Origin of the sequence: Sphingomonas sp., from assembly GCF_019635455.1 — a bacterium.
Lineage (GTDB): Bacteria > Pseudomonadota > Alphaproteobacteria > Sphingomonadales > Sphingomonadaceae > Sphingomonas.
Window position 1 is genome coordinate 17,757 of record NZ_JAHBZJ010000012.1, and the last position, 22,442, is coordinate 40,198.

At 67.3% G+C, this 22,442-nt stretch carries 19 protein-coding genes; 12 read left to right on the forward strand and 7 right to left on the reverse strand.

Annotated elements, in window-relative coordinates; translation table 11 throughout:
• Nucleotides 1–17 precede the first annotated feature (17 nt).
• Complete coding sequence (locus tag KF783_RS13980; protein ID WP_294080375.1) at nt 18–1,244, forward strand: cyclopropane-fatty-acyl-phospholipid synthase family protein; 1,227 nt, start codon at nt 18–20, stop codon at nt 1,242–1,244.
• A 3-nt stretch (nt 1,245–1,247) separates the two neighbouring features.
• Here the strand turns inward: KF783_RS13980 and KF783_RS13985 are convergent, their stop codons facing one another.
• Together KF783_RS13985 and KF783_RS13990 are read right to left on the reverse strand one after the other, a co-directional pair.
• Nucleotides 1,248–1,625 carry an EF-hand domain-containing protein gene (locus KF783_RS13985; protein ID WP_294080376.1) on the reverse strand — a complete coding sequence of 126 codons (378 nt, stop codon included), beginning with the start codon at nt 1,623–1,625 and terminating at the stop codon, nt 1,248–1,250.
• A gap of 43 nt (nt 1,626–1,668) precedes the next feature.
• Nucleotides 1,669–2,091 (reverse strand): DUF1801 domain-containing protein, encoded by a 423-nt coding sequence (locus tag KF783_RS13990; RefSeq protein WP_294080378.1) that lies wholly within the window; start codon nt 2,089–2,091, stop codon nt 1,669–1,671.
• Between the two features lie 46 nt (nt 2,092–2,137).
• On the opposite strand from KF783_RS13990, the gene KF783_RS13995 reads away from it, so the two are divergent.
• The 4 genes from KF783_RS13995 to KF783_RS14010 are packed head-to-tail and all read left to right on the forward strand — an operon-like array spanning nt 2,138 to nt 6,405.
• Nucleotides 2,138–3,466 (forward strand): MATE family efflux transporter, encoded by a 1,329-nt coding sequence (locus tag KF783_RS13995; RefSeq protein WP_294080380.1) that lies wholly within the window; start codon nt 2,138–2,140, stop codon nt 3,464–3,466.
• A 33-nt stretch (nt 3,467–3,499) separates the two neighbouring features.
• On the forward strand, nt 3,500–4,717 hold the full coding sequence (locus KF783_RS14000; RefSeq protein ID WP_294080382.1) for an argininosuccinate synthase: 1,218 nt from the start codon (nt 3,500–3,502) through the stop codon (nt 4,715–4,717).
• Nucleotides 4,714–5,703, forward strand: coding sequence for a DUF4268 domain-containing protein (locus tag KF783_RS14005; RefSeq protein WP_294080384.1), 990 nt, complete (start codon nt 4,714–4,716; stop codon nt 5,701–5,703). The genes KF783_RS14000 and KF783_RS14005 overlap by 4 nt, the downstream gene beginning before the upstream one ends.
• Nucleotides 5,704–5,739: 36 nt before the next feature.
• Nucleotides 5,740–6,405: a hypothetical protein gene (locus tag KF783_RS14010; protein WP_294080386.1), complete on the forward strand. Its 666-nt coding sequence runs from the start codon at nt 5,740–5,742 to the stop codon at nt 6,403–6,405.
• Between the two features lie 26 nt (nt 6,406–6,431).
• Here the strand turns inward: KF783_RS14010 and KF783_RS14015 are convergent, their stop codons facing one another.
• Nucleotides 6,432–7,643 carry a glycosyltransferase family 2 protein gene (locus KF783_RS14015; protein ID WP_294080388.1) on the reverse strand — a complete coding sequence of 404 codons (1,212 nt, stop codon included), beginning with the start codon at nt 7,641–7,643 and terminating at the stop codon, nt 6,432–6,434.
• A 171-nt stretch (nt 7,644–7,814) separates the two neighbouring features.
• Between KF783_RS14015 and KF783_RS14020 the strand changes: the two genes are divergently transcribed.
• The 3 genes from KF783_RS14020 to KF783_RS14030 all read left to right on the forward strand — a co-directional run bounded on the left by KF783_RS14020 (nt 7,815) and on the right by KF783_RS14030 (nt 11,961).
• Complete coding sequence (locus KF783_RS14020; RefSeq protein ID WP_294080390.1) at nt 7,815–8,411, forward strand: methyltransferase domain-containing protein; 597 nt, start codon at nt 7,815–7,817, stop codon at nt 8,409–8,411.
• A 2-nt stretch (nt 8,412–8,413) separates the two neighbouring features.
• On the forward strand, nt 8,414–10,186 hold the full coding sequence (locus KF783_RS14025) for a hypothetical protein (protein ID WP_294080392.1): 1,773 nt from the start codon (nt 8,414–8,416) through the stop codon (nt 10,184–10,186).
• A 68-nt stretch (nt 10,187–10,254) separates the two neighbouring features.
• Nucleotides 10,255–11,961, forward strand: a complete 1,707-nt coding sequence (locus tag KF783_RS14030) for a hypothetical protein (RefSeq protein ID WP_294080394.1) — start codon at nt 10,255–10,257, stop codon at nt 11,959–11,961.
• 37 nt (nt 11,962–11,998) lie between these two features.
• On the opposite strand, the gene KF783_RS14035 is transcribed toward KF783_RS14030, so the two are convergent.
• The 4 genes from KF783_RS14035 to KF783_RS14050 all read right to left on the reverse strand — a co-directional run bounded on the left by KF783_RS14035 (nt 11,999) and on the right by KF783_RS14050 (nt 16,579).
• Nucleotides 11,999–13,135 (reverse strand): GNAT family N-acetyltransferase, encoded by a 1,137-nt coding sequence (locus KF783_RS14035; protein WP_294080396.1) that lies wholly within the window; start codon nt 13,133–13,135, stop codon nt 11,999–12,001.
• 80 nt (nt 13,136–13,215) lie between these two features.
• Nucleotides 13,216–14,556 (reverse strand): mechanosensitive ion channel domain-containing protein, encoded by a 1,341-nt coding sequence (locus tag KF783_RS14040; protein ID WP_294080398.1) that lies wholly within the window; start codon nt 14,554–14,556, stop codon nt 13,216–13,218.
• Nucleotides 14,553–15,746, reverse strand: a complete 1,194-nt coding sequence (gene metC, locus KF783_RS14045) for a cystathionine beta-lyase (protein WP_294080400.1) — start codon at nt 15,744–15,746, stop codon at nt 14,553–14,555. The genes KF783_RS14040 and metC overlap by 4 nt, the downstream gene beginning before the upstream one ends.
• A complete protein-coding gene (locus tag KF783_RS14050) occupies nt 15,743–16,579 on the reverse strand; it encodes a sulfurtransferase (RefSeq protein ID WP_294080402.1) in 837 nt (278 codons plus the stop codon). The genes metC and KF783_RS14050 overlap by 4 nt, the downstream gene beginning before the upstream one ends.
• Nucleotides 16,580–16,651: 72 nt before the next feature.
• Between KF783_RS14050 and queF the strand changes: the two genes are divergently transcribed.
• From queF to KF783_RS14070, 4 genes are all read left to right on the forward strand, one after another.
• Complete coding sequence (gene queF / locus KF783_RS14055) at nt 16,652–17,098, forward strand: preQ(1) synthase (RefSeq protein ID WP_294080404.1); 447 nt, start codon at nt 16,652–16,654, stop codon at nt 17,096–17,098.
• Between the two features lie 472 nt (nt 17,099–17,570).
• Nucleotides 17,571–19,847 (forward strand): glycosyltransferase, encoded by a 2,277-nt coding sequence (locus KF783_RS14060; RefSeq protein ID WP_294080406.1) that lies wholly within the window; start codon nt 17,571–17,573, stop codon nt 19,845–19,847.
• Between the two features lie 48 nt (nt 19,848–19,895).
• Nucleotides 19,896–21,176, forward strand: coding sequence for a glycoside hydrolase family 130 protein (locus KF783_RS14065; RefSeq protein ID WP_294080408.1), 1,281 nt, complete (start codon nt 19,896–19,898; stop codon nt 21,174–21,176).
• Nucleotides 21,177–21,340: 164 nt separating this feature from the next.
• A complete protein-coding gene (locus KF783_RS14070) occupies nt 21,341–22,438 on the forward strand; it encodes a serine hydrolase domain-containing protein (protein WP_294080410.1) in 1,098 nt (365 codons plus the stop codon).
• Nucleotides 22,439–22,442: the final 4 nt, after the last annotated feature.

A 22,442-nucleotide genomic window follows, 5' to 3' on the forward strand; every position in this document is an offset into this window, starting at 1 on the left:
GCGTTAGCAACGACCGGATGGCGCTGATCGATCATTTCTTCGCACGGGCGGTGAAGCGTGGCGAGCTGACCGTGATCCACCATGACGGTTCGGCGCGAAGTTTCGGCGCCGCCGACCCCGACATTCCACCGGTCACCATCCGTTTCACCCGACCGTCGGTCGCGCGGCGCATCCTGACCGATCCGGCACTGGGCGCGGCGGAGGGCTGGATGGATGGCGGCATCGTGATCGAACGGGGCGACATTCTGGCGCTGCTCCACCTCGTCACCGCGAACAACAAATGGGAAGACGCGACCGGCAACCTCAACCCCGGCGCATTCAAGCGCAGTTTCGACAATGTCCGCTTCCGGCTCGACCGGATCAACATGGCCCGGCGATCGAAGCGCAACGTCGCGCACCATTACGACCTGTCGGATCGGCTCTACGACCTGTTTCTCGACGCCGATCGCCAATATTCCATGGCCTATTTCACCGATCCGTCGAACACGCTGGAACAGGCGCAGCTCGACAAGAAGGCGCATATCGCGGCCAAGCTCGCGCTCGCGCCGGGGATGAAGGTGATCGATATCGGCTGCGGATGGGGTGGCATGGCGCTGTACCTCCACGAAAAGACCGGCGCGGAGGTGCTGGGCATCACCCTGTCGGAGGAGCAGCTGAAGGTCGCCCGCCGCCGCGCGGACGCGGCGGGGGTCGCCGACAAGGTGAGGTTCGAACTGATCGACTATCGCCATGTCACCGGCCAGTTCGACCGGATCGTGTCGGTCGGCATGTTCGAGCATGTCGGCACCGCGCATTACCGCACCTTCTTCCGCAAGTGCCGCGAACTGATGACCGACGACGGCGTGATGCTGCTGCACACGATCGGCCGCGCGGGCGCGCCGGGTGTCACCGACGCGTTCACCGCGAAATATATCTTTCCCGGCGGCTACATCCCCGCCCTGTCGGAAATCCTGCGCGCGCATGAAGGGCTGCGCTTCTTCCTCACCGATGTCGAGGTGCTGCGGCTCCATTATGCCTATACGCTCCAGGCATGGTACGACCGCGTGGTCGCGGCGAGGGACCAGGTCGTCGCGCTGTACGACGATCGCTTCTACCGGATGTGGACCTATTATCTCGCCGGATCGCTGGTCAGCTTCCGCAATGGCGGTCTGGTCAATTACCAGCTGCAATATTCACGTTCGCGCACCGCATTGCCGATCACTCGCGACTATATGGCGCGGGCGGAGGCGAAGCTGCGCGGCTGACGCCTATTGCGCCGGCGTCTGCACCCGGTCCGCGGCGAGCCAGGCGGCGAGTTCAGCCTTAGTGATCCTGCCGTCGCCGTCCTTGTCCACCGCGGCGAACCACGCGTCGGCCTTTGCCCAGTCGCGTTGCGGCGACCGCACCTCGGGGCGCGGGTCGCCCGCCTTTTTCGCCTGCCGCGAGGCGGCGTAGGTGGCGTCGGCGCTCGCCTCGAAATCGAAACGGGCGCGAACCTCGTCGCGCTCCACCGTCCCGTCCTCGTTCAGGTCGAGGTCGGCAAACCGCTCGGCGGCACGGCGCTCCGCTTCGGCCTGGGGGAGGGGGCCGGGCGCGACGCCCAGCGCGGGCTGGGCCTGAAGGGCGAGTGTCAGCAACAGAATCATATCCTCAGCATAGCTCCGCACAGCTGACTGGCAATTGAACCGATCAGCCGCGCCGCGCCCAGGCGTCGGCGATCATCGACCGCAGCACGCCGACGTCCACATCCGCCAGCCTCCTGACATAGAGGCACCCCTTGCCCGTCCGGTGCCTGCCCAGCCGTTCCAGCGCCTCATCAAGCGCCAGGCCGTACAGCACCTGCTCCGCCTTGCGCGGGGAAAAGCCGATGCGACAGATTTCGCCCTCGCGTCCGCTTTCATAGCGATAGCGGTGGACGCCGAACCCGATGATGCTCGGCCCCCACATGCGCGGCGCCTCGCCGCTCACCTCGGCCATCATCGCACAGATCGCCCTTGCGTCCTCACGGCGGACCGCGTCAGGCACCGCATCGACGAACGCGCTGACGCTCACCTCGGTCGCGCCGGTCTTGTTCTGCGCCGCCTTGTTCTGTGCAGCCTTGTTCTGCGTCAATGCCGCCCCGCTGGATTTTCACCCAGATTAGCCGCAGGAGCGCCGCGTGCAACGCCCGCTCCTCACCCGCCGGTCGGTCTTCGCCCAGGCTTGGCCGATCATGCTCGGCCAGACGACCGTGCCGCTGGTCGGGCTGGTCGATACCGCCGTCATCGGATGGACCGGCGATGCCGCCGCGCTGGCCGGCGTCGCGCTGGGCGCCGCGGTGATCGGCTTCATCTTCTGGGCGTTCGGGTTCCTGCGCATGGGCATGACCGGCCTGACCGCCCAGGCGCAGGGACGCGGTGAGCGGGGTGAGGTCGATGCGCTGCTGGTGCGTGGCCTGGTGGCCGGCATCGCGATCGGATCGGCGCTCGTCGTGGCGCAGATCGTGCTCGTCCCGCTGGCGCTCGGCCTGCTCGCCGGGGGCGGCAGCCTGGACGCGGCGGCGGAGGATTTCGTGCGCGCGCGGTTTCTGGGCGCGCCGGCGGCGCTCGGCTTCTACGCGATCAACGGGTGGCTGCTCGGCCTGGGCCGCACGCGCGCGACGCTGATGCTTCAGATCGCGATGAACCTGGCCAATGCGGCGCTCGACATCTGGTTCGTCCACGGGATGGGAATGGGCGCGCGCGGCGTTGGCCTCGGCACCGCGATCGCCGAATGGATCGCGCTGCTGCTGGGCATCGCGATGGTCGCCCGCATCGCGGGGATCGACGCGCTGCTGCATCAGCGCGGCGGCCTGTTCGTGCGGGATGCCTGGGCCAGGCTGTTCGCGGTCAACGCCGACATCATGATGCGCACCGTCGCGCTGCTCACGCTGTTCCTGTGGCTCGCCAATGCCGGCGCGCGACTCGGCGCGGTCCAGCTCGCCGCGAATCATGTGCTGATGCAGCTGGTCAGCATCTTTGCGTTCGTGCTCGACGGATTCGCCTTCACCGCCGAATCGCGGGTCGGACTCGCGATCGGGGGCGGATCGCGTGCCGATCTGCGCCGGGCGATCCGGCTCACCGGCGAATTCTCGCTGGGCTTCGGGCTGCTCGCGACGCTCGCCTCGTTCTGGCTGGGCGGCACGTTGATCGATCTGCTGAGCGCGAACGAAGCGGTCCGGGCGGCGGCGCGGACGGTGCTGCCGCTCGCGGCGCTGGCGGCCACGGTCGGGGTTCCCGCCTGGCTGCTGGACGGCGTGTTCATCGGCGCGACGCAGGGGCGGGCGCTGCGCAACGCGGCGATGCTGGCGACCGCGCTCTACATCCTCACCGATCTGTCGCTGCGCCCGTTCGGCGCGGCCGGCCTGTGGATCGCGCTGCTCGCCAGCTATGTCTATCGGGCGGGCCTGCTGGCACTCCATCTGCCGCGACTGTTCGCCACGGTTGCCGAAGCGCCCGCGCGGTCCTAGAGGCCGCACCGACTTTTGACTGGAGCAGACGACATGGCCGACAAGATCAATCGGGTAGTCCTCGCCTATTCGGGCGGACTCGACACCAGCGTGATCCTGAAATGGCTGCAACAGGAATATGGTTGCGAGGTGGTGACCTTCACCGCCGATCTGGGCCAGGGCGAGGAGCTGGAGCCGGCCCGGCAAAAGGCGCTGAACGCCGGGGTGAAGCCCGAGCATATCTTCATCGACGACCTGCGTGAGGAGTTCGTCCGCGACTTCGTTTTCCCGATGATGCGCGCCAACGCGCTGTACGAGGGGGTGTATCTGCTCGGCACGTCGATCGCGCGGCCGCTGATTTCGAAGCGGCTGATCGAGATCGCGAAGGAGGTCGATGCCGACGCGGTGGCGCATGGTGCGACCGGCAAGGGCAATGACCAGGTCCGGTTCGAACTGTCGGCCTATGCGCTCAACCCCGATATCAAGGTGATCGCGCCGTGGCGCGAATGGGACCTGACCAGCCGCACCCGCCTGATCGAATTCGCCGAACAGCACCAGATCATGGTCGCCAAGGACAAGCGCGGCGAAGCCCCGTTTTCGACCGATGCCAACCTTCTCCACACCTCGTCAGAGGGCAAGGTGCTCGAGGATCCGTGGGAAGAGGTTCCCGACTATGTCTATTCGCGCACGGTGAACCCGGAGGACGCGCCCGACACGCCCGAATATATCACCATCGATTTCGAACAGGGCGACGGCGTCGCGCTGAACGGCACGGCGATGTCGCCCGCCACCCTGCTCGCCGCGCTCAACGATCTTGGTCGCAAACATGGCATCGGCCGGCTCGACCTGGTCGAAAACCGGTTCGTCGGCATGAAATCGCGCGGCATGTACGAAACGCCGGGCGGCACCATCTATCATATCGCCCATCGCGGCATCGAATCGATCACCCTCGATCGCGGCGCGGCGCACCTGAAGGACGAACTCGCACCGCGCTATGCGGAGCTGATCTACAACGGCTTCTGGTTCGCGCCCGAGCGCGAGATGCTCCAGGCGGCGATCGACCACAGCCAGCAGAATGTCTCAGGCACCGTCCGCCTGAAGCTCTACAAGGGCAGCGCCAGCGTTGTCGGCCGCAAGTCGCCCAATTCGCTCTACAGCGAAAAGGTGGTGACGTTCGAGGACGATCAGGGCGCCTATGACCAGCGCGACGCGGCGGGCTTCATCAAGCTCAACGCACTGCGGCTCCGCTTGCTGGGACGACGCGGGGAGTGAGCGAGCGCGCACTGGGGCGCCTGATCCGCGTCGAACTGCGCGACATATGGATAAGCGAGTCAGCGGACTTCACCCCGTGGCTGGCGCGCGAAGAGAATCTTGCGATCCTCGCCGAAACGCTTGGCCTCGAACTGGAACTGGAGGCGCAGGAAAAGGCGGTTGGGCCGTTTCGCGCCGATATCCTGTGCAAGGATATCGGTTCGGGCGCTTGGGTGTTGATCGAGAATCAGCTTGAGCGCACCGATCACTCCCATCTCGGCCAGCTGCTGACCTATGCGTCGGGGCTGGAGGCGGTGACGATCGTTTGGATCGCGGCGCGGTTTACCGAGGAGCATCGCTCGACGCTCGACTGGTTGAACCGAATAACCGACGATTCCTTCCGCTTCTTCGGCCTGGAAGTGGAGTTGTGGAAAATCGGCGATTCCGCTGCCGCGCCCAAGTTCAACATGGTGTCCAAGCCGAATAACTGGTCGCGATCGGTCGCGCAGGCGGCGCGTGCGATAGACGAAAGCGAACTGTCGGAAACACGCTTGTTACAGCGGGACTATTGGGCCGAACTCAATCTGGCACTGGAGCGTGCGCGCGGTCCGGTTTCGGGAACGCGGAAACCGCAGCCGCAATCGTGGATGAATTACCCGATCGGACGGACCGGCTTTTCATTATCGGCGGGTATGCTTCGCCCCAAGCGGCAAGTTCGCGCGGAACTGTACATCTCAAACGAACATGCCAAGATATTTTTTGCGCTGCTTCGCGCGCAGGCCGAAACTGTCGAGCAGGAACTGGGCTATCCGCTAGCGTGGGAGGAACTGCCGGCAGGGCGGGACACGCGGATCGCCACCTATCTTGCCGACGCCGACGCGGAGGATCGGGATGACTGGGAACGTCAGCACGCGTGGCTCGCTGCAAGGCTGAACGATTTTCATCGGGTTTTCGGTACCCGCGTGCGCCAACTTGATGTTGAGTCGGTGCCACGCTCAGCGGAATAGCGTGGAACGCTTCGGCGCGCGGGGCGTCGTTCCGGCATGGCAAAACTGTATCTGACTTCACTGTATCTGACTTCGGCCCTGCCCCTCGCGTTGCTGGCGGCGTGCGGCGGGGCGACGTCGCCGGCCCCGTCGGCGTCGGGGAGTCCCGCCCCGATCACGACCCCCGTCGCCGCCGCCACGCCGCCCCCGCCGCATGCCGGTGATCCGTCCGCGACCGCCGCGCCGACCTTCATCGCCGCCGATCTGGTCCGGCGCCAATGGGCGCGCGCCGATAATCGCCGGCAATGCGCGCCGATCGCCTTCACCGATGACGGCGGCGCGAAGGGAGTGCCGCGCCGTGCGGATTTTGCGGGCGGATGGGCGGTCGCGTTCGACCTGCCGGGTGTGCGCAGCGCCTATGGTGTCGCCGGGCCGGGGCTGATCCCGATCGACGACCAGCCACCCTATCGCCAGACCCGGCGCCTGATGCGGCAATGGCCCGCGTTCCGCGAACTGGACGCGCTCCAGGCGCCGTCCTTTGCCGGCTATGGGCTGGTGGGCGCGAAGCCCTATCGCGCCGACAATCCGGGCGGGGAGGGCGACCATTCGCTCGCCTATGTCCGCATTCACGGCCAGACCTGCACCTATAATGTCTGGAGCCGGATCAGCCGCGCGCATCTGGAGGTGCTGCTCGACGGGTTGCGGCTGTTGCCGCCGGCTTAGGAGGGAATCGCGTTCCGGCCCGGCGCTCAGCGGCGCGGCTGGTCCAGCAGTCCCGCGAAAAAGGCGGTGATGGCGGTCTGCACGCCCAGACAGCACAGCAGCATCGACGGGATGGTGAGCCGCATCAACGCGGCGGGGTTCATCCCGCCAAATCCGGTTTCCGCCCATCGCAGCGTCGCGCCGGTGGCGCCGGCAAGGCCGAGTACCAGCATCAGGCCGCCGGCAATACAGGCGCGTTCGACCGTGAATGCCCCGCGTAGCCGGCGCATCAATCCGCTTTCGGGCCACATGCCCGCGATCACGCCATAGCGACGCGCCAGCACCGAAAGCCCGATCAACTGCGATCCGATCAGCACCGCCATCGCCGCGAAGATCATCGTGTGGACGCCCAGTTCGATGCCGCCGATGCGCAGGTCGCCGGGGACCAGGCCGACGATGCCCACCGTTCCGGCCAGCGCCAGCGCAAGCCCGGGGTAGAGGAACAGGAAGCGCGGCGCATAGATCAACAGGAAGCGCAGATGCCGCCACCCGTCGCGCCAGGTGCGCAAATGCGGGGGCCGGCTGCGACCGTCGGGGCGCAACGTCGTCGGCACTTCGCGAATGTCGAGCCGCTCGATCGCCGCCTTGACCACCATCTCGCTGGCGAACTCCATGCCGGGCGAGGTGAGGCCCAGCGCCTGGATGCGGTCGCGGCGAAACGCGCGCAGGCCGCAATGGAAGTCGCCGATCGGCGTGCCGAAAAAGGTCCGGCCGAGAAAGCTGAGCACCGGATTGCCGAGATAGCGATGGAGCGGCGGCATCGCCCCTTGCGCGATTCCACCCGCGAACCGGTTTCCCATCACCAGATCCGCGCCCTCGCGAAGCGCGGTGACGAACGGCATCAGTCCGCCGAAATCATAGCTGTCGTCGGCATCGCCCATCGCGACGAAACGGCCCCGCGCCGCCGCGATTCCGCCGATCAGCGCGGCGCCATAGCCGCGTGCCGCGACGGGGACGATGCGCGCGCCCATCGCGTTGGCGATCTGTTGCGATCCATCGGTCGATCCGTTGTCGGCGATGACGATCTCGCCGATGACGCCGTTCGCGTCGAGAAACGCCCGTGCCGCCTTGATACAGCGGGCGAGCGTCTCCGCCTCGTTGAGGCACGGCATCACGATCGACAGTTCGACCATGTCCGCGCGTTCGGCGGGCGGGATCGGCGCATCGAATGCTAGGGTCGGGGCGAGAGCGGCGGACATCGGATCTCCTCGCCGGCGACACTGGATGGCGACCTGCCAAATTTTGGTTAACCGGCTTGATCGGGTCGGCGGGGCGGGTCGCCGATGCGCCGGCGTTAACCATTTTCTATCCCTCCGCCGGGTAGCGCACGGGACAAGGGGCCGCGTGGGCGGTCGTTCGGGGGACGCGACATGCTCGAAACCGCGCATAACAGGCTGGTGTTCGGCCGCCGGATCCGGCGGCTGGCGGCGGCGGTGGCCGAACGGTTGCCGCAGGGCGCGCGGGTGCTCGATGTCGGGTGCGGCAGCGGCGACGTGGCGGCGCTGGTGATGCAACTGCGTCCCGACGTGCGGATCGAGGGGATCGACGTGCTGGTTCGCCCGCAGACCGCGATTCCGGTCCATGCCTATGACGGCGCCGCCATTCCGTTCGCAGATGACAGCTTCGACGCGGCGATGGTGATCGACGTGCTGCATCACACCGACGATCCCGGCGCCGTGCTCGCGGAAATCGCGCGGGTCGCGCCACAGGTGATCGTCAAGGATCATTTGCGGAACGGGGTCGCCGCCGGACCGACGCTGCGCTTCATGGACTGGGTCGGCAACGCCGCGCATGGGGTACGGCTCCCCTACAACTATCTGTCGCGCCGCGAGTGGCAGCGGATCTGGGACCGGCTGGCGCTGGGTGCCGGGTCGATGACCACGCGGCTGGCGCTGTATCCGCGCCCGTTCGGATGGCTGTTCGATCGCGGTCTGCATTTCGTCGCGACCCTGTCCCGCCAGGCATAAGGATGCGCGAGCCGCCGTCCCTGGCCAGCGGGCTGCGCAGTCGCACGGTGCGCGCCGATCTGATTGTCGCGGTCGTTCTGGCGGTGATCCTGACCGCATGCTGGGCGGTGCGCGACTGGGCGCAGCTGGCCTGGCTCAACCTGCCCGACAATGACGATATGATGCGCCTTGCCCAGGTGCGTGACTGGATCGCGGGGCAGGCGTTCAACGACTGGACGCAATATCGCGTCGCGCCGCCGGCTGGCGGGCCGATGCACTGGTCGCGGATCAACGATGTCGGCATCGCCGCGATCATCGTGGCGCTGCGCCCGCTCGTCGGGGCATATGGTGCGGAACTGGCCGCCGTGATCGCCTATCCGGCGATGCTGTTTGCGGCCTATCTGTTCCTTTCCGCGCGGATCGCCCGGCGGCTGGGCGGCGACGCGGCGGGGCCGGTGGCGGCGATCGTCGCCGCGCTGGCCTATCCGGCGAATTCGTTGTTCCTGCCCGGACGGATCGACCATCACGCGCTCCAGATCGTCCTGACGCTGGTCGCGGCGCTTGCACTGATGCGCCGTCCGGACGCGCGCGGCGGTGGGATATTCGGCGTCGCGGCGGCGCTCAGCCTGGGGATCGGCCTGGAGACCGCGCCGCACGTCGCCGCGCTGGTGCTGGTACTGGGCGTCCGGTGGATCCGCGACGGGCGCGCGGAGGCGGGGCGGCTTGCCGCGGCGGGGGTGGCGATGGGCGGCGTCACGCTGCTGCTGCTCGCGGTCGCCCGGCCGACATTGTGGAGCGACAGGTGGTGCGACAGCTTCACCCCCGCCTCGACCAGCGTGACGCTGGCGGCGGCGGGCGGCTGGATCGCACTGGCGCTGCTCACCGCGCGACTGCCCGACTGGCGCGCGCGCACGGCTGCGGGTGCGGTTGCGGGCGGCGCGGTCGCGGCGTTCGCCCTGCTGCGCTATCCCGCCTGCCTTGCCGGCCCTTATGGGCCGATGGACCCGTTTCTCAAGACCGCCTTTCTCGACCATATCGTCGAGGCGCAGGGGCTGTTCGATCATCGCGCGCTCAGCATGGGGATCCCCTCGGCCGGGCTGATCTTCGCGGCGGTCTGCACCGCGATCTGGTTCCTGTGGCGCCGCCCGTTGCGCCGCGACCTCGCGCTGCCGCTCGTCGCGCTGCTCGCGACCGGCGCGGTCATCACGATCTTTCAGGTCCGTGGCGCCTATCTCGGCAGCGCGGTGGCCGCGCCGTTCCTGGCCCAGCTGATCGTCGCCGCGCGGGGCGCCGGTCGCGCGCGCGGGGCTGCGGTAGCGGGCGCCTGGATCGCCTCGGCCGGAATGCTTTATCTGATGGTGCCGGAACGGATCGACCGGCTGCTGGCGCCGCAGGTCCATGCCTCGCTGATGGTTCACAAATCCTGCAATGGCGGCGACACCTGGCACCAGCTGGACCGCTATCCTGCCGGCGTCGTGATGGCGCCGATGGATCGCGCCGCCTATATCGTCGGCGGTTCGCACCATGCGTCGGTCGGGGCGGGCTATCACCGCAGCAATCGCGGCAATCGGGCGATGTACGACTTTTTCCTGTCGCCGCCCGATGCCGCCCGGACGATCGGCGCGCGGTGGAAGGTGCGCTATGTCGCGATCTGCCCCGGTGACTTTGCGGAGATCGAGATCGCGACCGCCTATCCCGACAGCCTGGGCGCGCACCTGCTGCGCGGAGCGGCGCCGGCGTGGCTCGAACCGCTGCCGCTGCGCGACACCGGCCTGCGCTTCTATCGCGTGCGATGACCCCGGTTGCGCCGAACCGCGCGCCAAGCGACTTGCGGACCGCCCCCGCGACACAGTAAGTGCGGCCGATGCAAGGGGGACATGAGGCGCCGCGCTGGTGGCAGACGCGCTGGTTCGTGCTGTTCGCGGCGGTGGCCGCGGCGGTGCCGCTGTTGTGGCCCGACATTCCGCCGCTGGTCGATCTGCCGGGCCATATGGCGCGCTATCGCGTGCAGTTGAGCCATGGCGAGGTGCCGTGGCTCAACGAATGGTATAATTTCCGCTGGAGCCTGATCGGCAATCTGGGCTTCGACCTGCTCATCATCCCGCTCGAACCGATTTTCGGGCTGGAACTGACGGTCAAGCTGCTGGTGATCGCGATCCCCGTGCTCACCGTGACCGGTCTGTTGTGGATCTCGCGGGAAGTGCATGGCCGCATCCCGGCGACGGCGCTCTTCGCCCTGCCGCTCGCCTATAATTACGCGTTCAATTTCGGCTTCGTGAATTTCGCGCTTGCGATGGCGCTGGCGCTCAACGCGTTCGCGCTGTGGCTGCGGCTCGCCCGGCTGGGCAGGTTCGTGCTGCGCAGCGTGCTGTTCGTGCCGATCGGGATGATCATCTGGATCGTCCATACCTATGGCTGGGGCATGCTGGGGGTGATGGCGTTCGCGTCGGAACTGATCCGCCAGCATGACAGGCGCGCGCGGGTGGACGGTGCGCCATGGCACGCCGATTTCGTGCGCAGCTGGATCGTGCCGTGGATCCGCGCAGGTATCCAGTGCCTGGTGCTCGCTCCCCCCGCGCTGCTGATGCTGGCGTGGCGCGGCGCCGATCATGTCAGCGGCCAGACCGGGGACTGGTTCAACTGGCAGGCAAAGATCTGGTGGGTGCTGATGGTGCTGCGCGACCGGTGGCAGCTGTTCGACATCGCCTGTCTGGGCGTGCTCTACCTCATCATCTTTCGCGGGATTCGCGATCCGAACATCGAATATTCGCGCCATCTCGGCATTTCGGCGCTGTTCCTGATCGCGGTGTTCATCCTGCTTCCGCGCATCGTCTTCGGATCGGCCTATGCCGATATGCGGCTGGCCCCCTATATGCTGGCGATCGCGGTGATCGCGCTGCGGCCACGGCCCGGGCTTTCGATCCGGGGGGCGAAGGCGCTGGCGATCGCGGGCCTCGCCTTTTTCCTGGTCCGCATCGGCGCGACGACGTGGAGCTATGCGCTCTACGACAAATCCTATGACCGCGAACTGGCCGCACTCGACCATGTGCCTGAGGGCGCGCGCCTGCTCAGCTTCGTCGGAGAGACGTGCTACAACGAATGGACGATGACCCGGCTGCAACATCTGCCGGGAATCGCGATGGTCCGGCGCCTGGCCTATACCAACGACCAATGGTCGATGGCCGGCGCGCAGTTGCTGACGGTGCGTTACCCCGGCGCGCGGGGGTTCAGCCACGACCCGTCACAGATCGTCACCGACACCAAATGCCCGCGCGAATGGTGGCGGCCGGTGGCGGTGAGCCTCGCCCGCTTCCCGCGCCAGGCCTATGACTACCTCTGGGTGATCAGCCCGCCGCCCTATGACAAGCGGCTGGAGGCGGGGCTGACGCCGATCTGGCGCGACGGGCGCAGCGCGCTGTTCAAGATCGATCACGACGCCCCGGCGGCGACGCTGAACCCCGAGGATCTGGGTCCCTATCGCGGCTATATCGACCAGGTTCGCGACTTCCTTGAGCGTGAACGGCGAAAGCAGCTGAAGGACGCGACTGCGGGCAAGGACAAGGACGTCTAGCGCGGTTGGAGCATGCCGGTCGCCGGTTTGCCGGACTTCAGCCGGCGCGCCGGAACGGGGTCAGCTCGCCCAGATACTCCTGCTCCTGCGCCACCGCCGCGCGCTCCTGGGCAAGATAGTCGGCGACCGCGCGGCGAAAATTGGGATCGGGCAGGTAATGGGCCGACCATGTCGTGACGGGAACATAGCCGCGCGCCAGCTTGTGCTCGCCCTGGGCGCCGGCCTCGACCCGCGCCAGGCCGCGCGCGATCGCCGCCTCGATCGCCTGATAATAGCACAGCTCGAAATGGAGGAACGGCACGTCCTCCACGCATCCCCAATAGCGGCCGTACAACGCGTCCGCCCCGATCAGGTTGAGAGCCCCCGCGATCGGCCGCCCGTCGCGTTCGGCGAGCATCAGCAGCACCCGGTCGCCCAGTGTCTCGCCCAGTATCGAAAAGAACGGCCGCGTCAGATAGGGATGGCCCCATTTGCGGCTGCCCGTATCCTGATAGAACCCCCAGAACGCGTCCCAATGCGCCTCCATGATGTCCGCGCCGGTCAGGTGCCGGACGGTCAGGCCGTCCAGCGCGCGTTCGCGCTCCTTGCGGATCGCCTTTCGCTTGCGTGACGAGAGCACGGACAGGAACGCCTCGAAGCTGGCATAGCCTTCATTGCGCCAGTGGAACTGGGTGCCGGCCCGGATCAGCCACCCCGCCTGCTCGAACAGCGGCACCTGATCGTCCGCGACGAACGTCGCATGGACCGACGACAGCCGGTTCTGGTCCGCCACCGCTTCCAGCCCCGCGATCAGTGCCGGGGCGAGCGCGCCATCGCGCAGCAAGAGGCGCGGCCCCGGCACCGGGGTGAACGGCACCGCCACCTGCAATTTGGGATAATAGCGCCCGCCCGCCCGCTCCCACGCGTCGGCCCAGCCATGGTCGAACACATATTCGCCCTGGCTGTGGCTCTTGGCATAGGCCGGGGCGATTGCCGCGGGAGCGCCGTCCATGCCGTCGATGACGATCGGCAGCGGCTGCCACCCGGTCTGCGCGGTCGCCGAGCCGGAGCGCTCCAGCGCCGACAGGAATGCGTGGCTCAGAAACGGATTGTCGGCGCCCGCGCACGCATCCCACTGCGCGGCGGGAATGGCGCACACGCCATCTGCGATACGGGCGGTGATCGGGATCGACACGCCTGTGATCTAGGGGGTGGGCCGATGAACGGCAACGCCCGGGCGGCCGCATGGCGGCGGGTGCTTTCCGATTCGGCCCGTCAGGGACGGGCGGGCCGCTCGCCGGGCGCTTCGTCCCCGCGCGCGCCGGCGATGCTGCCGATCCGCGCGCCGCGGCCGCTGCGGAAATGCAGCACCTGTTGCGGGAAGGGAATCTCGATCCCGTGTTCCTGGAATTTCACCCAGAGCCGGTTGAGCACGTCGGACCGGACATTGCCGACTCCGCCCTCCGGATCGCTGATCCAGGCGAGAATCTCATGCTCCAGCGCATAGTCGCCGAACGAAGCGAGCCAGACATTGGGCTTGGGCGAATCGAGCACGCGGGGGCTTTCCTGCGCCGCCTCCAGCATCAGCCGCTGGGCAAGCGGCACGTCGGATTCATAGGCGATGCCGACCGGAATGCGAACGCGCACGTTGCGATCGGAAAAGGACCAGTTCTCGACCTCCTGCGTCATCAGATTCTCGTTCGGAATCAGATGCTCCTTGCCGTCGCGGGTGATGACGCTGACCGCGCGCACGCCGATCTTGTTCACCCAGCCAAAGCTGTCGCCGACGACGATCACGTCGCCGGGCTTGATCGAGCGGTCCATCAGCAGGATGATTCCGGCGATCAGGTTGCCGATCGTCTTTTGCAGGCCAAAGCCGACCGCGAGGCCCAGCGCGCCGGAGAAGACCGCGAAGCTGGTCAGGTCGAGGCCGAGCAGATCGATCCCGAAAAAGAAGGCGGCGATGATCACCGCGATCCCCGCCAGCTTCTGGAACAACAGCTTCTGCGTCGCGTCGAACCCGCGTGCCTGCGCGATCGAATGGCCGATGATACGGTTGGCCAGCCGGACGCCCGCATAGAGCGCGACGATCGTCACCAGGATCGTCGCCAGCGCGAGCAGCGAAAAGCGCCGCGCGCCGACGTCGAATCCGATCCGGTCGAGCGTCGCGGTGATGACGTTGAACCCGCCGATCGCATTGCTCAGGATCGCGACGAACACCACGAACGCGGCCAGCCATGCGCTCCATCGCGGCATCTGAAGCCCGCGCATCAGCACCAGCATCGTCATCGCCGACGCCGCGGCCAGCGCGATGCCGATCAGCAGTGCGCCGAGCGGCTGCCACGGCCATGCCGCAGCAATGATCGCCAGCAACAGCGCCGCGCCGCCATGCCGGACGAGGTTGTGCATCCGCGCCGCCAGCCCCTCGACCTGCGACCCCACGCGCGCCTGCCACAATTGCGCCAGTTGCGGCCCGAACCGCCGGCCCATGAACCAGCCCGCGGCAAGCGCCAGGATCGTCAGCGTCCCCGCGACGGCCGCTTCAGCCAGTTCGGTGGTGTCGGGGATATGCGCCCCGTTGGCGTGCAGCCATTGGGCGACCTGCGCGGGAATCATCGCGCCGCTCCAAAGCGGTCCAGCCCCGCCGCCAGGTCGGCGATCAGGTCGTCCGGATCCTCCAGCCCGATCTGCAACCGGATCGCCGGCCCCTCCGCCCGCCAGCGCGTCGCGGTGCGGATCCGCTCGGGGTCGATCGGGATCGCCAGGCTCTCGAACCCGCCCCAGCTATAGCCGATGCCGAACAGTTCCAGCCCGTCGATCAGCGCCGCGCGTGCCGCCTCGCCCCCACCGTTCAGGATGAACGCGAACAGTCCCGCCGGCCCCTTGAAATCGCGCAGGAAATTGTCGTGGCCGGGACAGCCGGGCAGGGCGGGGTGCATCACCCGCGCCACCTCTGGCCGGGTTTCCAGCCAGCGCGCGATCTTTAGTGCCGAACTTCCGTGCTGGCGCAGGCGCACCGCCATCGTGCGCAGGCCGCGCGATCCCAGCCACGCGTCGTCGGGGCTGGCGGTCTGGCCCAGCGCGAAGCTGGTGTCGCGCAGCTTCTCCCAATGCGAGGGGGTCGCGGTGACGCTGCCCAGCATCACATCCGAATGCCCGACGACATATTTGGTGCAGGCGAGGATCGAGAGGTCGATGCCCTTTTCGAGCGCGGGGAACAGCAATGGCGTCGCCCAGGTATTGTCGAGCAATGTCGTCACCCCGCGCGCCCGTGCGGCGGCGGTGATCGCGGGGAGATCCTGCACCTCGAACGTCAGGCTGCCCGGGCTTTCGAGGAAGATCGCGCGCGTATTCTCGCCGATCAGTTCCGCGATTCCCGCGCCGATCATCGGATCGTAGAAGCGCGTGGAGACGCCGAACCGCTTCAGGAACCCGGTCGCGAAGCTGCGCGTGGGATCGTAGACATTGTCCGCGAGCAGCAGTTCGTCGCCCGGCGACAGGACGGACAATAGCGCGGCGGAAACCGCGGCGACGCCGGAGGGGTAGAGGAAGGTCGCCTCCGCACCCGGCTCCAGCTGGGTCAGCGCGTCGGCGAGGCTCCACTGGGTCGGCGTGCCGCGCCGGCCGTAGAAGAGGCGATGATGGGTGTCCCGCCCTCCCGCCGCGCGCAGGTCGCCGACACTGTCGTAAAGGATGGTCGATGCACGCCACACCGGCGGGTTGACGATGCCCTGCGTCCATTCCGGCCGCCGGCCCGCACCGACGACGCGGGTGCCGTCGCCCTGTCGCTCGCGCGATCCGCTCATGCTCCGCACGCCTTCGGGGTCGAGGGATCGCTGCCCCATTCGGTCCAGCTGCCGTCGTACAGCGCGGCATCCCGGCCGAGCAGGTGAAGCGCGAAGACGATCACCGCCGCGCTGATGCCCGATCCACAGGTGGCGACGATCGGCCGGTCCGTGTCGATCCCCTCCGCTTCGAGGAGACTTCGGATCTGCGCCGCATCCTTCCAGCGCCCGTCCGCCCCGAAAAAGGCGGAATAGGGCGTGTTGAAGCTGTTCGGGATATGCCCGCCGGCAAGCCCGGGCCGGGTTTCCGCCTCCTGCCCGGTAAATCGCGCGCGCGAACGCGCATCGGTCACCTGTTCGGCGTTCGACGTCAGATTCGCCTTCATCTGGTCGATGGAGCGGACGCGGGTCGGGTCGGGCTGTGCCGCGAACCGCGTGGGCGGGAATGCCGCGGCTGCCGTCGTCAGCGGATGGCCGAGCGATGCCACCGCCTCCACCGTGCCGTCGAGGATCGCGACCCGGTCGAACCCGAACGCGCGAAACATCCACCACGCCCGCGTGCTCGTGTGATGCGGCGCGCGATCATAGAGGATGACGCGCGTCGATCCGTCGATGCCCAGCGCCGACATCGCCGCCGCGAACCGCGCCGGATCGGGCAGCATGGTCGGGAACGGACTGTCCGGATCGGACAGCGCGGCGATGTCGAAAAATTGCGCGCCCGGCAGGTGTGCGCCCTCAAATTCGGCGCGGGGATCGCGACCGGCGTCGGGCAGGAACCAGGTCGCATCCAGCACCCGCAGGTCGGGCGCACCGATTTCGTTGGCGAGCCATGCCGGCGTGACGAGCGGATCCATCCTCCGACCCTAACCGCGCGCATTTGCCGCGTCGAGTTTTCAGATCGCGTGCGAGCGCCTAAATAGCCGCGCATGACACCCAAGCATCTTGGCCAGCACAGCGCCCTGCCGGCGACGCCCGAAGCGGCGACGATCGATTACGTCCCCAACCCCCGGGCGGGGACCGACTATCTGGTCCGCTTTGCTGTGCCTGAATTCACCTCGCTCTGCCCGATCACCGGCGCGCCCGATTTCGCGCATCTGGTCATCGATTACGTGCCGGGCGAAACGATCGTGGAGTCGAAATCGCTCAAGCTGTTTCTGGGCAGCTTTCGCAATCACGGCGCCTTTCATGAGGATTGCACGGTTGGCATCGGTCAGCGCCTGTTTGACGAGATGCAGCCCAAATGGCTGCGCATCGGCGGCTATTGGTATCCGCGCGGCGGCATTCCGATCGACGTGTTCTGGCAGTCCGGCGCGCCGCCGGCTGGCATCTGGGTGCCGGCACAGGATGTGCCGGGCTATCGCGGGCGCGGCTGAAGAAGGGGCGCCCGGGTGGCGATCAGCCGGCCTTGGCCGGCGCGATCGCGCGCTCCTCATCGGCTGCTTCCGCGACGATTTCGGGGCGGATGACGTGCCGGGGCAGCAAGTGGCCGCGCTCGCACGCGCATCGGGCGATCAGCCGGACGCCGATCAGGCCGACGATGCGAATCGCTGGCGGTTCGGGCGCTGCACGATCTGCGCCGCGAGAACGCGGAACTGGTGATCGTCCCCAGCCATGACGACGCGTATTTCGATCACTTGCCGGCGGACCGGACGCTCGTGAAACCGCGCTGAAGCACGGGTGAATTGCGGCGCTGGCGCGGGGCGGCGCGCCGAGTTGATGCGTCTTGTCGCCGAATCGCCTTGCTGCGCCGCACAATGCGTGCAACCATTCTGAAACAGTTACGTTACGGAGGTTGAGAGGCGGGAGTCCGCCTTGATCCATGTTGCTTTGCGGAAGGAGACGGCGATGGCCCATAGCGCGACCCAGGTGGCTCAGCCCGAGCACATCGCGCTGATTGGCAATTTCCTTCCACGCAAATGCGGCCTCGCCACTTTTACCACCCACAGCTTCAACGCGCTGCGCGAGCGCTTTCCGGACCTTCGCGTCGATGTCTATGCGATGGACGATCGCGCGGAGGGCTATGCCTATCCGTCCGAAGTGACCGGATCGATCGCGCAGCACGATCGCGCCGCCTATCTCGACACCGCCCAGCGGATCGTCGCGTCGGGGGCGCAGGCGATCTGGGTCCAGCACGAATATGGCATCTATGGCGGGCCGGCGGGCGAACATCTGCTGGCGCTGCTGGACCGTACCGACCTGCCGGTGATCGCCACGCTGCACACCGTTCTCGAACATCCGAACGCGGACGAGCGGCGGGTGATGGACCGGCTGCTCGCGCGATGCGCGCGCGTGATCGTGATGGCGGAAAAGGGGCGCGAAATCCTGACCCGTGTTCATGGCGTCGATCCGCGCCGGATCGTGATGATCCCGCACGGCGTCCCCGATCGCGCGCTCGCGCAGACGCGCGAGTTCAAGCCCCGCTTCGGATGGGACGGGCGCGACGTCATCCTGACCTTCGGCCTCCTCGCGCCCAGCAAGGGGATCGAAACGGTGATCGAGGCGATGCCCGCCGTCGTCACCCGCCACCCCGACGCGCTCTACGTCATTCTGGGCGCGACCCACCCCAATCTGGTGGCGCATGAGGGGGAGGCGTATCGCGACCGGCTGAAGGCGCTGGTCGCACAGCTCGGGATCGATCGGAACGTCGCCTTTATCGATGCCTTTGTCGAACAGGACGATCTGCTGGATTACCTCCAGGCGGCGGATATCTATGCCACGCCCTACCCCAATCCGGCGCAGATCACCTCCGGCACGCTGTCCTACGCCGTCGCGATGGGCAAGCCGGTCGTTTCGACCCCCTATATCCATGCGACCGAAATTCTCGCCGATGGGCATGGCATCCTGGTCGATTTCGGCGACAGCGCCGCGTTCGCGCGTGAGATTTCGGGCCTGCTTGATGACCGTGACGCCTGCGCGCGCCTGGCCGAACGCGCCCATGCGCGCGGGCGCACGATGATCTGGCCGAAGGTGGCAGAGGCGGTGGTTGCGGAACTCGCCGGCGCGCGCGCCGCGCGGCCCGCGCGGATCGCGAGCCCGCGCGTCGCCATGGTCGAGCCGCTGACTCCCGATTTCGCCGCGGTCGAGCGGATGAGCGATGCGACCGGGATGCTTCAGCATTCGATCTATGCGGTGCCGGACCGTCGCCACGGCTATTGCATCGACGACAATGCCCGTGCGCTGATCCTGGTCCATCGTATCGATCCGCTCTCGCGCGGCGAACGCGATCGCTGGGCCAGCATCTATGCTGCCTTCGTCCAGTTCGCGTGGAATGCCGATGCGCGCCGGTTCCGCAACTTCATGGCATTCGACCGTCAGTGGTGCGAGGATGCCGGGTCGGAGGATTCCAACGGCCGCGCGCTCTGGGCGCTGGGCGTGACTGCGGCGGAAGCGCGCGAGCAGAAATATCGCGACTGGGCGCGCATCCTGTTTGACGAGACCGCCACGATCAGCTTTGAATTCGGCAGCCCGCGCGCGATGGCCTTCGCCATGCTGGGTGCTGCGGCGATGATCGGCGCACATCCGGGGCATGCGGTGTCCGCCCGGATTCTCGACCGTTTCGGCGGGGACCTGATGGCCCTGCTCGAGGAATCGCGCCGCCCCGAATGGGAGTGGTTCGAAATCGTCCTGGCCTATGACAATGCCCGGCTGCCCGAGGCGCTGATCCGCGCCGGGGATGCGCTCGGCCGGCCGGAACTGGTGCGATCGGGCATCGCGACGCTCAACTGGATCATCGCCCGCCAGACCTCGCCAGAGGGGCGGTTCCGCGCGGTCGGCACCGACAGTTTCGGGCGCGAATATGCCGATCCGCTGCCGTTCGATCAGCAGCCGCTGGAGGCGCAGGCGACGATCGATGCCTGTATCGCGGCGTTCGACGCGACCGGCGAGGCACGATGGGCGGAGGAGGCGATGCGCGCCTATCGCTGGTATCTCGGGCAGAACGATCTCGACCTGCCGCTCGCCAGCACGCAGGACGGGGGCTGTTTCGACGGCCTGACGCCGGGCGGCCTGAACCGCAATCAGGGCGCCGAGTCGATCCTGGCGCTGCAACTCGCCAATTGCGCGATTTCGGCCCTTTCAAAGCGCGCGCAAATCGTGGCAGGACCGACGCAGGCCGTGGCGTAGCGCCGGTTGGCGCACGCGGCGGCACGGTTACCGGTTCCGGGGGGACGCATGCTCGATCTGTACCACCACCCGTTGCGGCTGCATGCCGATCCGTCGCGTGTCGTGGTCCGTCCCTTTCACATCGCATGGCAATCGGTGAATGGAACGCCCAGCCGGACCGAACGGCTGGTTCGCGCGGTGCTCGACATGTCGCCGGGCGAGGCGCGGACCCAGCTCGAAACGGTGCTCAAGGATTTCGAGGCGCGGCACTGGCAGACGCGGCGCGTCTTCATGACCCGCTATGACGAGATCGAGGCGCAGCTGGGCCTGGATGGCGCCGCCATCGGGGATGAGAAGCGCCAGCTGATCGGGGCCTATTTCTGTCACGAATACAGCTATGCCGCCGCCGCGCTGATGAACCCCAGCGCGGTGCCGCATTACGACCAGACCGGCATGCCAAAGGGCAGCCTGCGCATCCTGATGAGCCTGCGCGCGGTGGGTGAGGGGCATATTTCCTCGGTCGCGTTTCGCGAGGGGATCATCACCGAGCAGAACCAGCTGAAGCTGGCGCCCGAGCCGCCCTTCGCCACCGCCGCCGACGCGATCGGCGACGAACTGGTGGTGCCGGAAGGGGAAGTGACCGTCTATCGCCACCGCGATTCGACGCTGTCCGGCACCCTGTTGTTCCCGATCACGGCGGCGCAGTCCAACGGGCTTGAGGACATGCGGCTCACCCATTTCCGGCACGACGACGGCAGCGAGGAGTGGCTGGGGACCTACACCGCCTATAACGGCTCGCAGATCCAGTCGGAGATGCTGCGCACGCGCGACTGGCGCAGCTTTGATCTGGTGCCGATGACCGGCAGCGCCGCCCGCAACAAGGGCATGGGCCTGTTCCCGCGCAAGGTGGACGGCAAGTACATGATGATCGGCCGGCAGGACGGAGAGAATATCTTCCTGATCAGTTCCGATCGCCTGACCCATTGGGATGAGGGGGTGAAGCTGATCACTCCCGAATATCCGTGGGAACTGGTCCAGATGGGCAATTGCGGGCCGCCGATCGAGCTGGACGAAGGGTGGCTGATGCTGACCCATGGCGTCGGCGCGATGCGCAAATATTCGATCGGCGCGGTGCTGCTGGACAAGGACGACCCGTCGAAGGTGCTGGGCCGTACCCGCGAGCCGATCCTGGCGGCGGCGCATGAGGACCGTGAGGGCTATGTCCCCAACGTCGTCTATTCGTGCGGCGCGCTTCGCCACGGCCGGTCGATCTTCATCCCCTATGGCGTCGCCGACAGCTCGGTGGCCTTTGCATTCGTGACGATCGAATCGCTATTGGGCGTGATGTGACGGAAAAGGCGGGCGCCTGATGGCGCGCGGGCGCTTCGGCCTGCGCCGATTGCAGATGGAAATTCGCAATATCTGCCGGGAGGGGGGGACTGGTGATCTCAAGACGAGAAATGATGGCGCTAACAGCCGGCGCCGCGGGTGCGTTCGAACTGGCGCGACCTGCTGTGGCGCGGCCAATCGCGTCGCTTCCCGGCGACGATATCGGCCCGCTGATCGACGACGCGGTCCGCCGGAACGCGATTCCTGGCGTCGCCACGGCGGTGATGAAGGCTGGCGTTCAGCTGTATGCGCGTAGCGCCGGGCGCGCCAATCTCGAAACCGGAACCTCGATGTCGCCGGACGCTATCCTGCGCATCGGCTCGCTGACCAAACAATTCGTCGCGGCGGCCGTAATCCGTCTGGCCATGCTGGGGAAGCTCGACCTGAGCGCGCCGGTGTCGCGCTACCTGCCCGCCTTTTCGAAGCTGCCGCCGTTCAGCCTGTTGGAGGCGATGCACCAGACCGCCGGCCTGCACAGCGACGAGAGCGAGGAGGCGATCGCGGCGCCGGCGCCCGCCAGGACCCAGCTTGCGCTCGCCGCAGAGATTGCCGGTCAGGCCAAGCCGTTCGATTTCCCGCCCGGCACCGCATGGCTGTACAGCAATGCCAATTATATCGTGCTCGGTGCGGTCATCGAACAGGTTATGGCGATGCCGCTGGCGACGGCGATGGAACGGCTCGTTTTCGAACCGCTGGGGCTGCGCCACACGGCGTTCGATAATGCGGAGGAAGTCGTCCCCGGCCGGGCTTCGGGCTATTCGGCCACGCAAACCGGTGTCCCGCCCTTCGCCAACGCCGCGTGGCTGGATCCCTCGCAAACCGGGGGTGCGGGCGCGATGCGATCGACCGTGGGCGATCTGTGTAAATGGCACGACCTGTTGCTCGGTGACCGGTTGCTCGATCGTACGCATACCCGGCTGATGCTGACACCCGGGCGGCTGCGCGACGGGCGCCTGTCGAGCGCCAACCGCTTTCCGCCGCAGGACGCCAATTATGGCGACTATGGCGACACCGAATATGCGTGCGGCCTGCTGGTGTCCGGACCCAGCCAGCCGCACCCGAACATCTTGCACTATGGCTTCATCAACGGGTTCAGCGCGGTGCTTCAGACCTGGATCGGTCCGCGTGTGACCTTTGCGAGCCTGTGCAATGTCGATGTCGGCCCGGGCGTTCCGTTCAGCGGGATTCGCAAGGCCGTGGTCGCGCGCTGGGTCGGCGCCTGACCAT

Coding starts and splice junctions, on each gene's coding strand:
- KF783_RS14020 (WP_294080390.1), top strand. CDS start 7,815: ATGCTCGAAACCGCGCATAACAGGCTGGTGTTCGGCCGCCGGATCCGG.
- KF783_RS13980 (WP_294080375.1), top strand. CDS start 18: ATGGCGCTGATCGATCATTTCTTCGCACGGGCGGTGAAGCGTGGCGAG.
- KF783_RS14050 (WP_294080402.1), bottom strand. CDS start 16,579: ATGGATCCGCTCGTCACGCCGGCATGGCTCGCCAACGAAATCGGTGCG.
- KF783_RS14030 (WP_294080394.1), top strand. CDS start 10,255: ATGCAAGGGGGACATGAGGCGCCGCGCTGGTGGCAGACGCGCTGGTTC.
- KF783_RS13985 (WP_294080376.1), bottom strand. CDS start 1,625: ATGATTCTGTTGCTGACACTCGCCCTTCAGGCCCAGCCCGCGCTGGGC.
- metC (WP_294080400.1), bottom strand. CDS start 15,746: ATGAGCGGATCGCGCGAGCGACAGGGCGACGGCACCCGCGTCGTCGGT.
- KF783_RS14015 (WP_294080388.1), bottom strand. CDS start 7,643: ATGTCCGCCGCTCTCGCCCCGACCCTAGCATTCGATGCGCCGATCCCG.
- KF783_RS14065 (WP_294080408.1), top strand. CDS start 19,896: ATGCTCGATCTGTACCACCACCCGTTGCGGCTGCATGCCGATCCGTCG.
- KF783_RS14040 (WP_294080398.1), bottom strand. CDS start 14,556: ATGATTCCCGCGCAGGTCGCCCAATGGCTGCACGCCAACGGGGCGCAT.
- queF (WP_294080404.1), top strand. CDS start 16,652: ATGACACCCAAGCATCTTGGCCAGCACAGCGCCCTGCCGGCGACGCCC.
- KF783_RS14025 (WP_294080392.1), top strand. CDS start 8,414: ATGCGCGAGCCGCCGTCCCTGGCCAGCGGGCTGCGCAGTCGCACGGTG.
- KF783_RS14060 (WP_294080406.1), top strand. CDS start 17,571: ATGGCCCATAGCGCGACCCAGGTGGCTCAGCCCGAGCACATCGCGCTG.
- KF783_RS14000 (WP_294080382.1), top strand. CDS start 3,500: ATGGCCGACAAGATCAATCGGGTAGTCCTCGCCTATTCGGGCGGACTC.
- KF783_RS14010 (WP_294080386.1), top strand. CDS start 5,740: ATGGCAAAACTGTATCTGACTTCACTGTATCTGACTTCGGCCCTGCCC.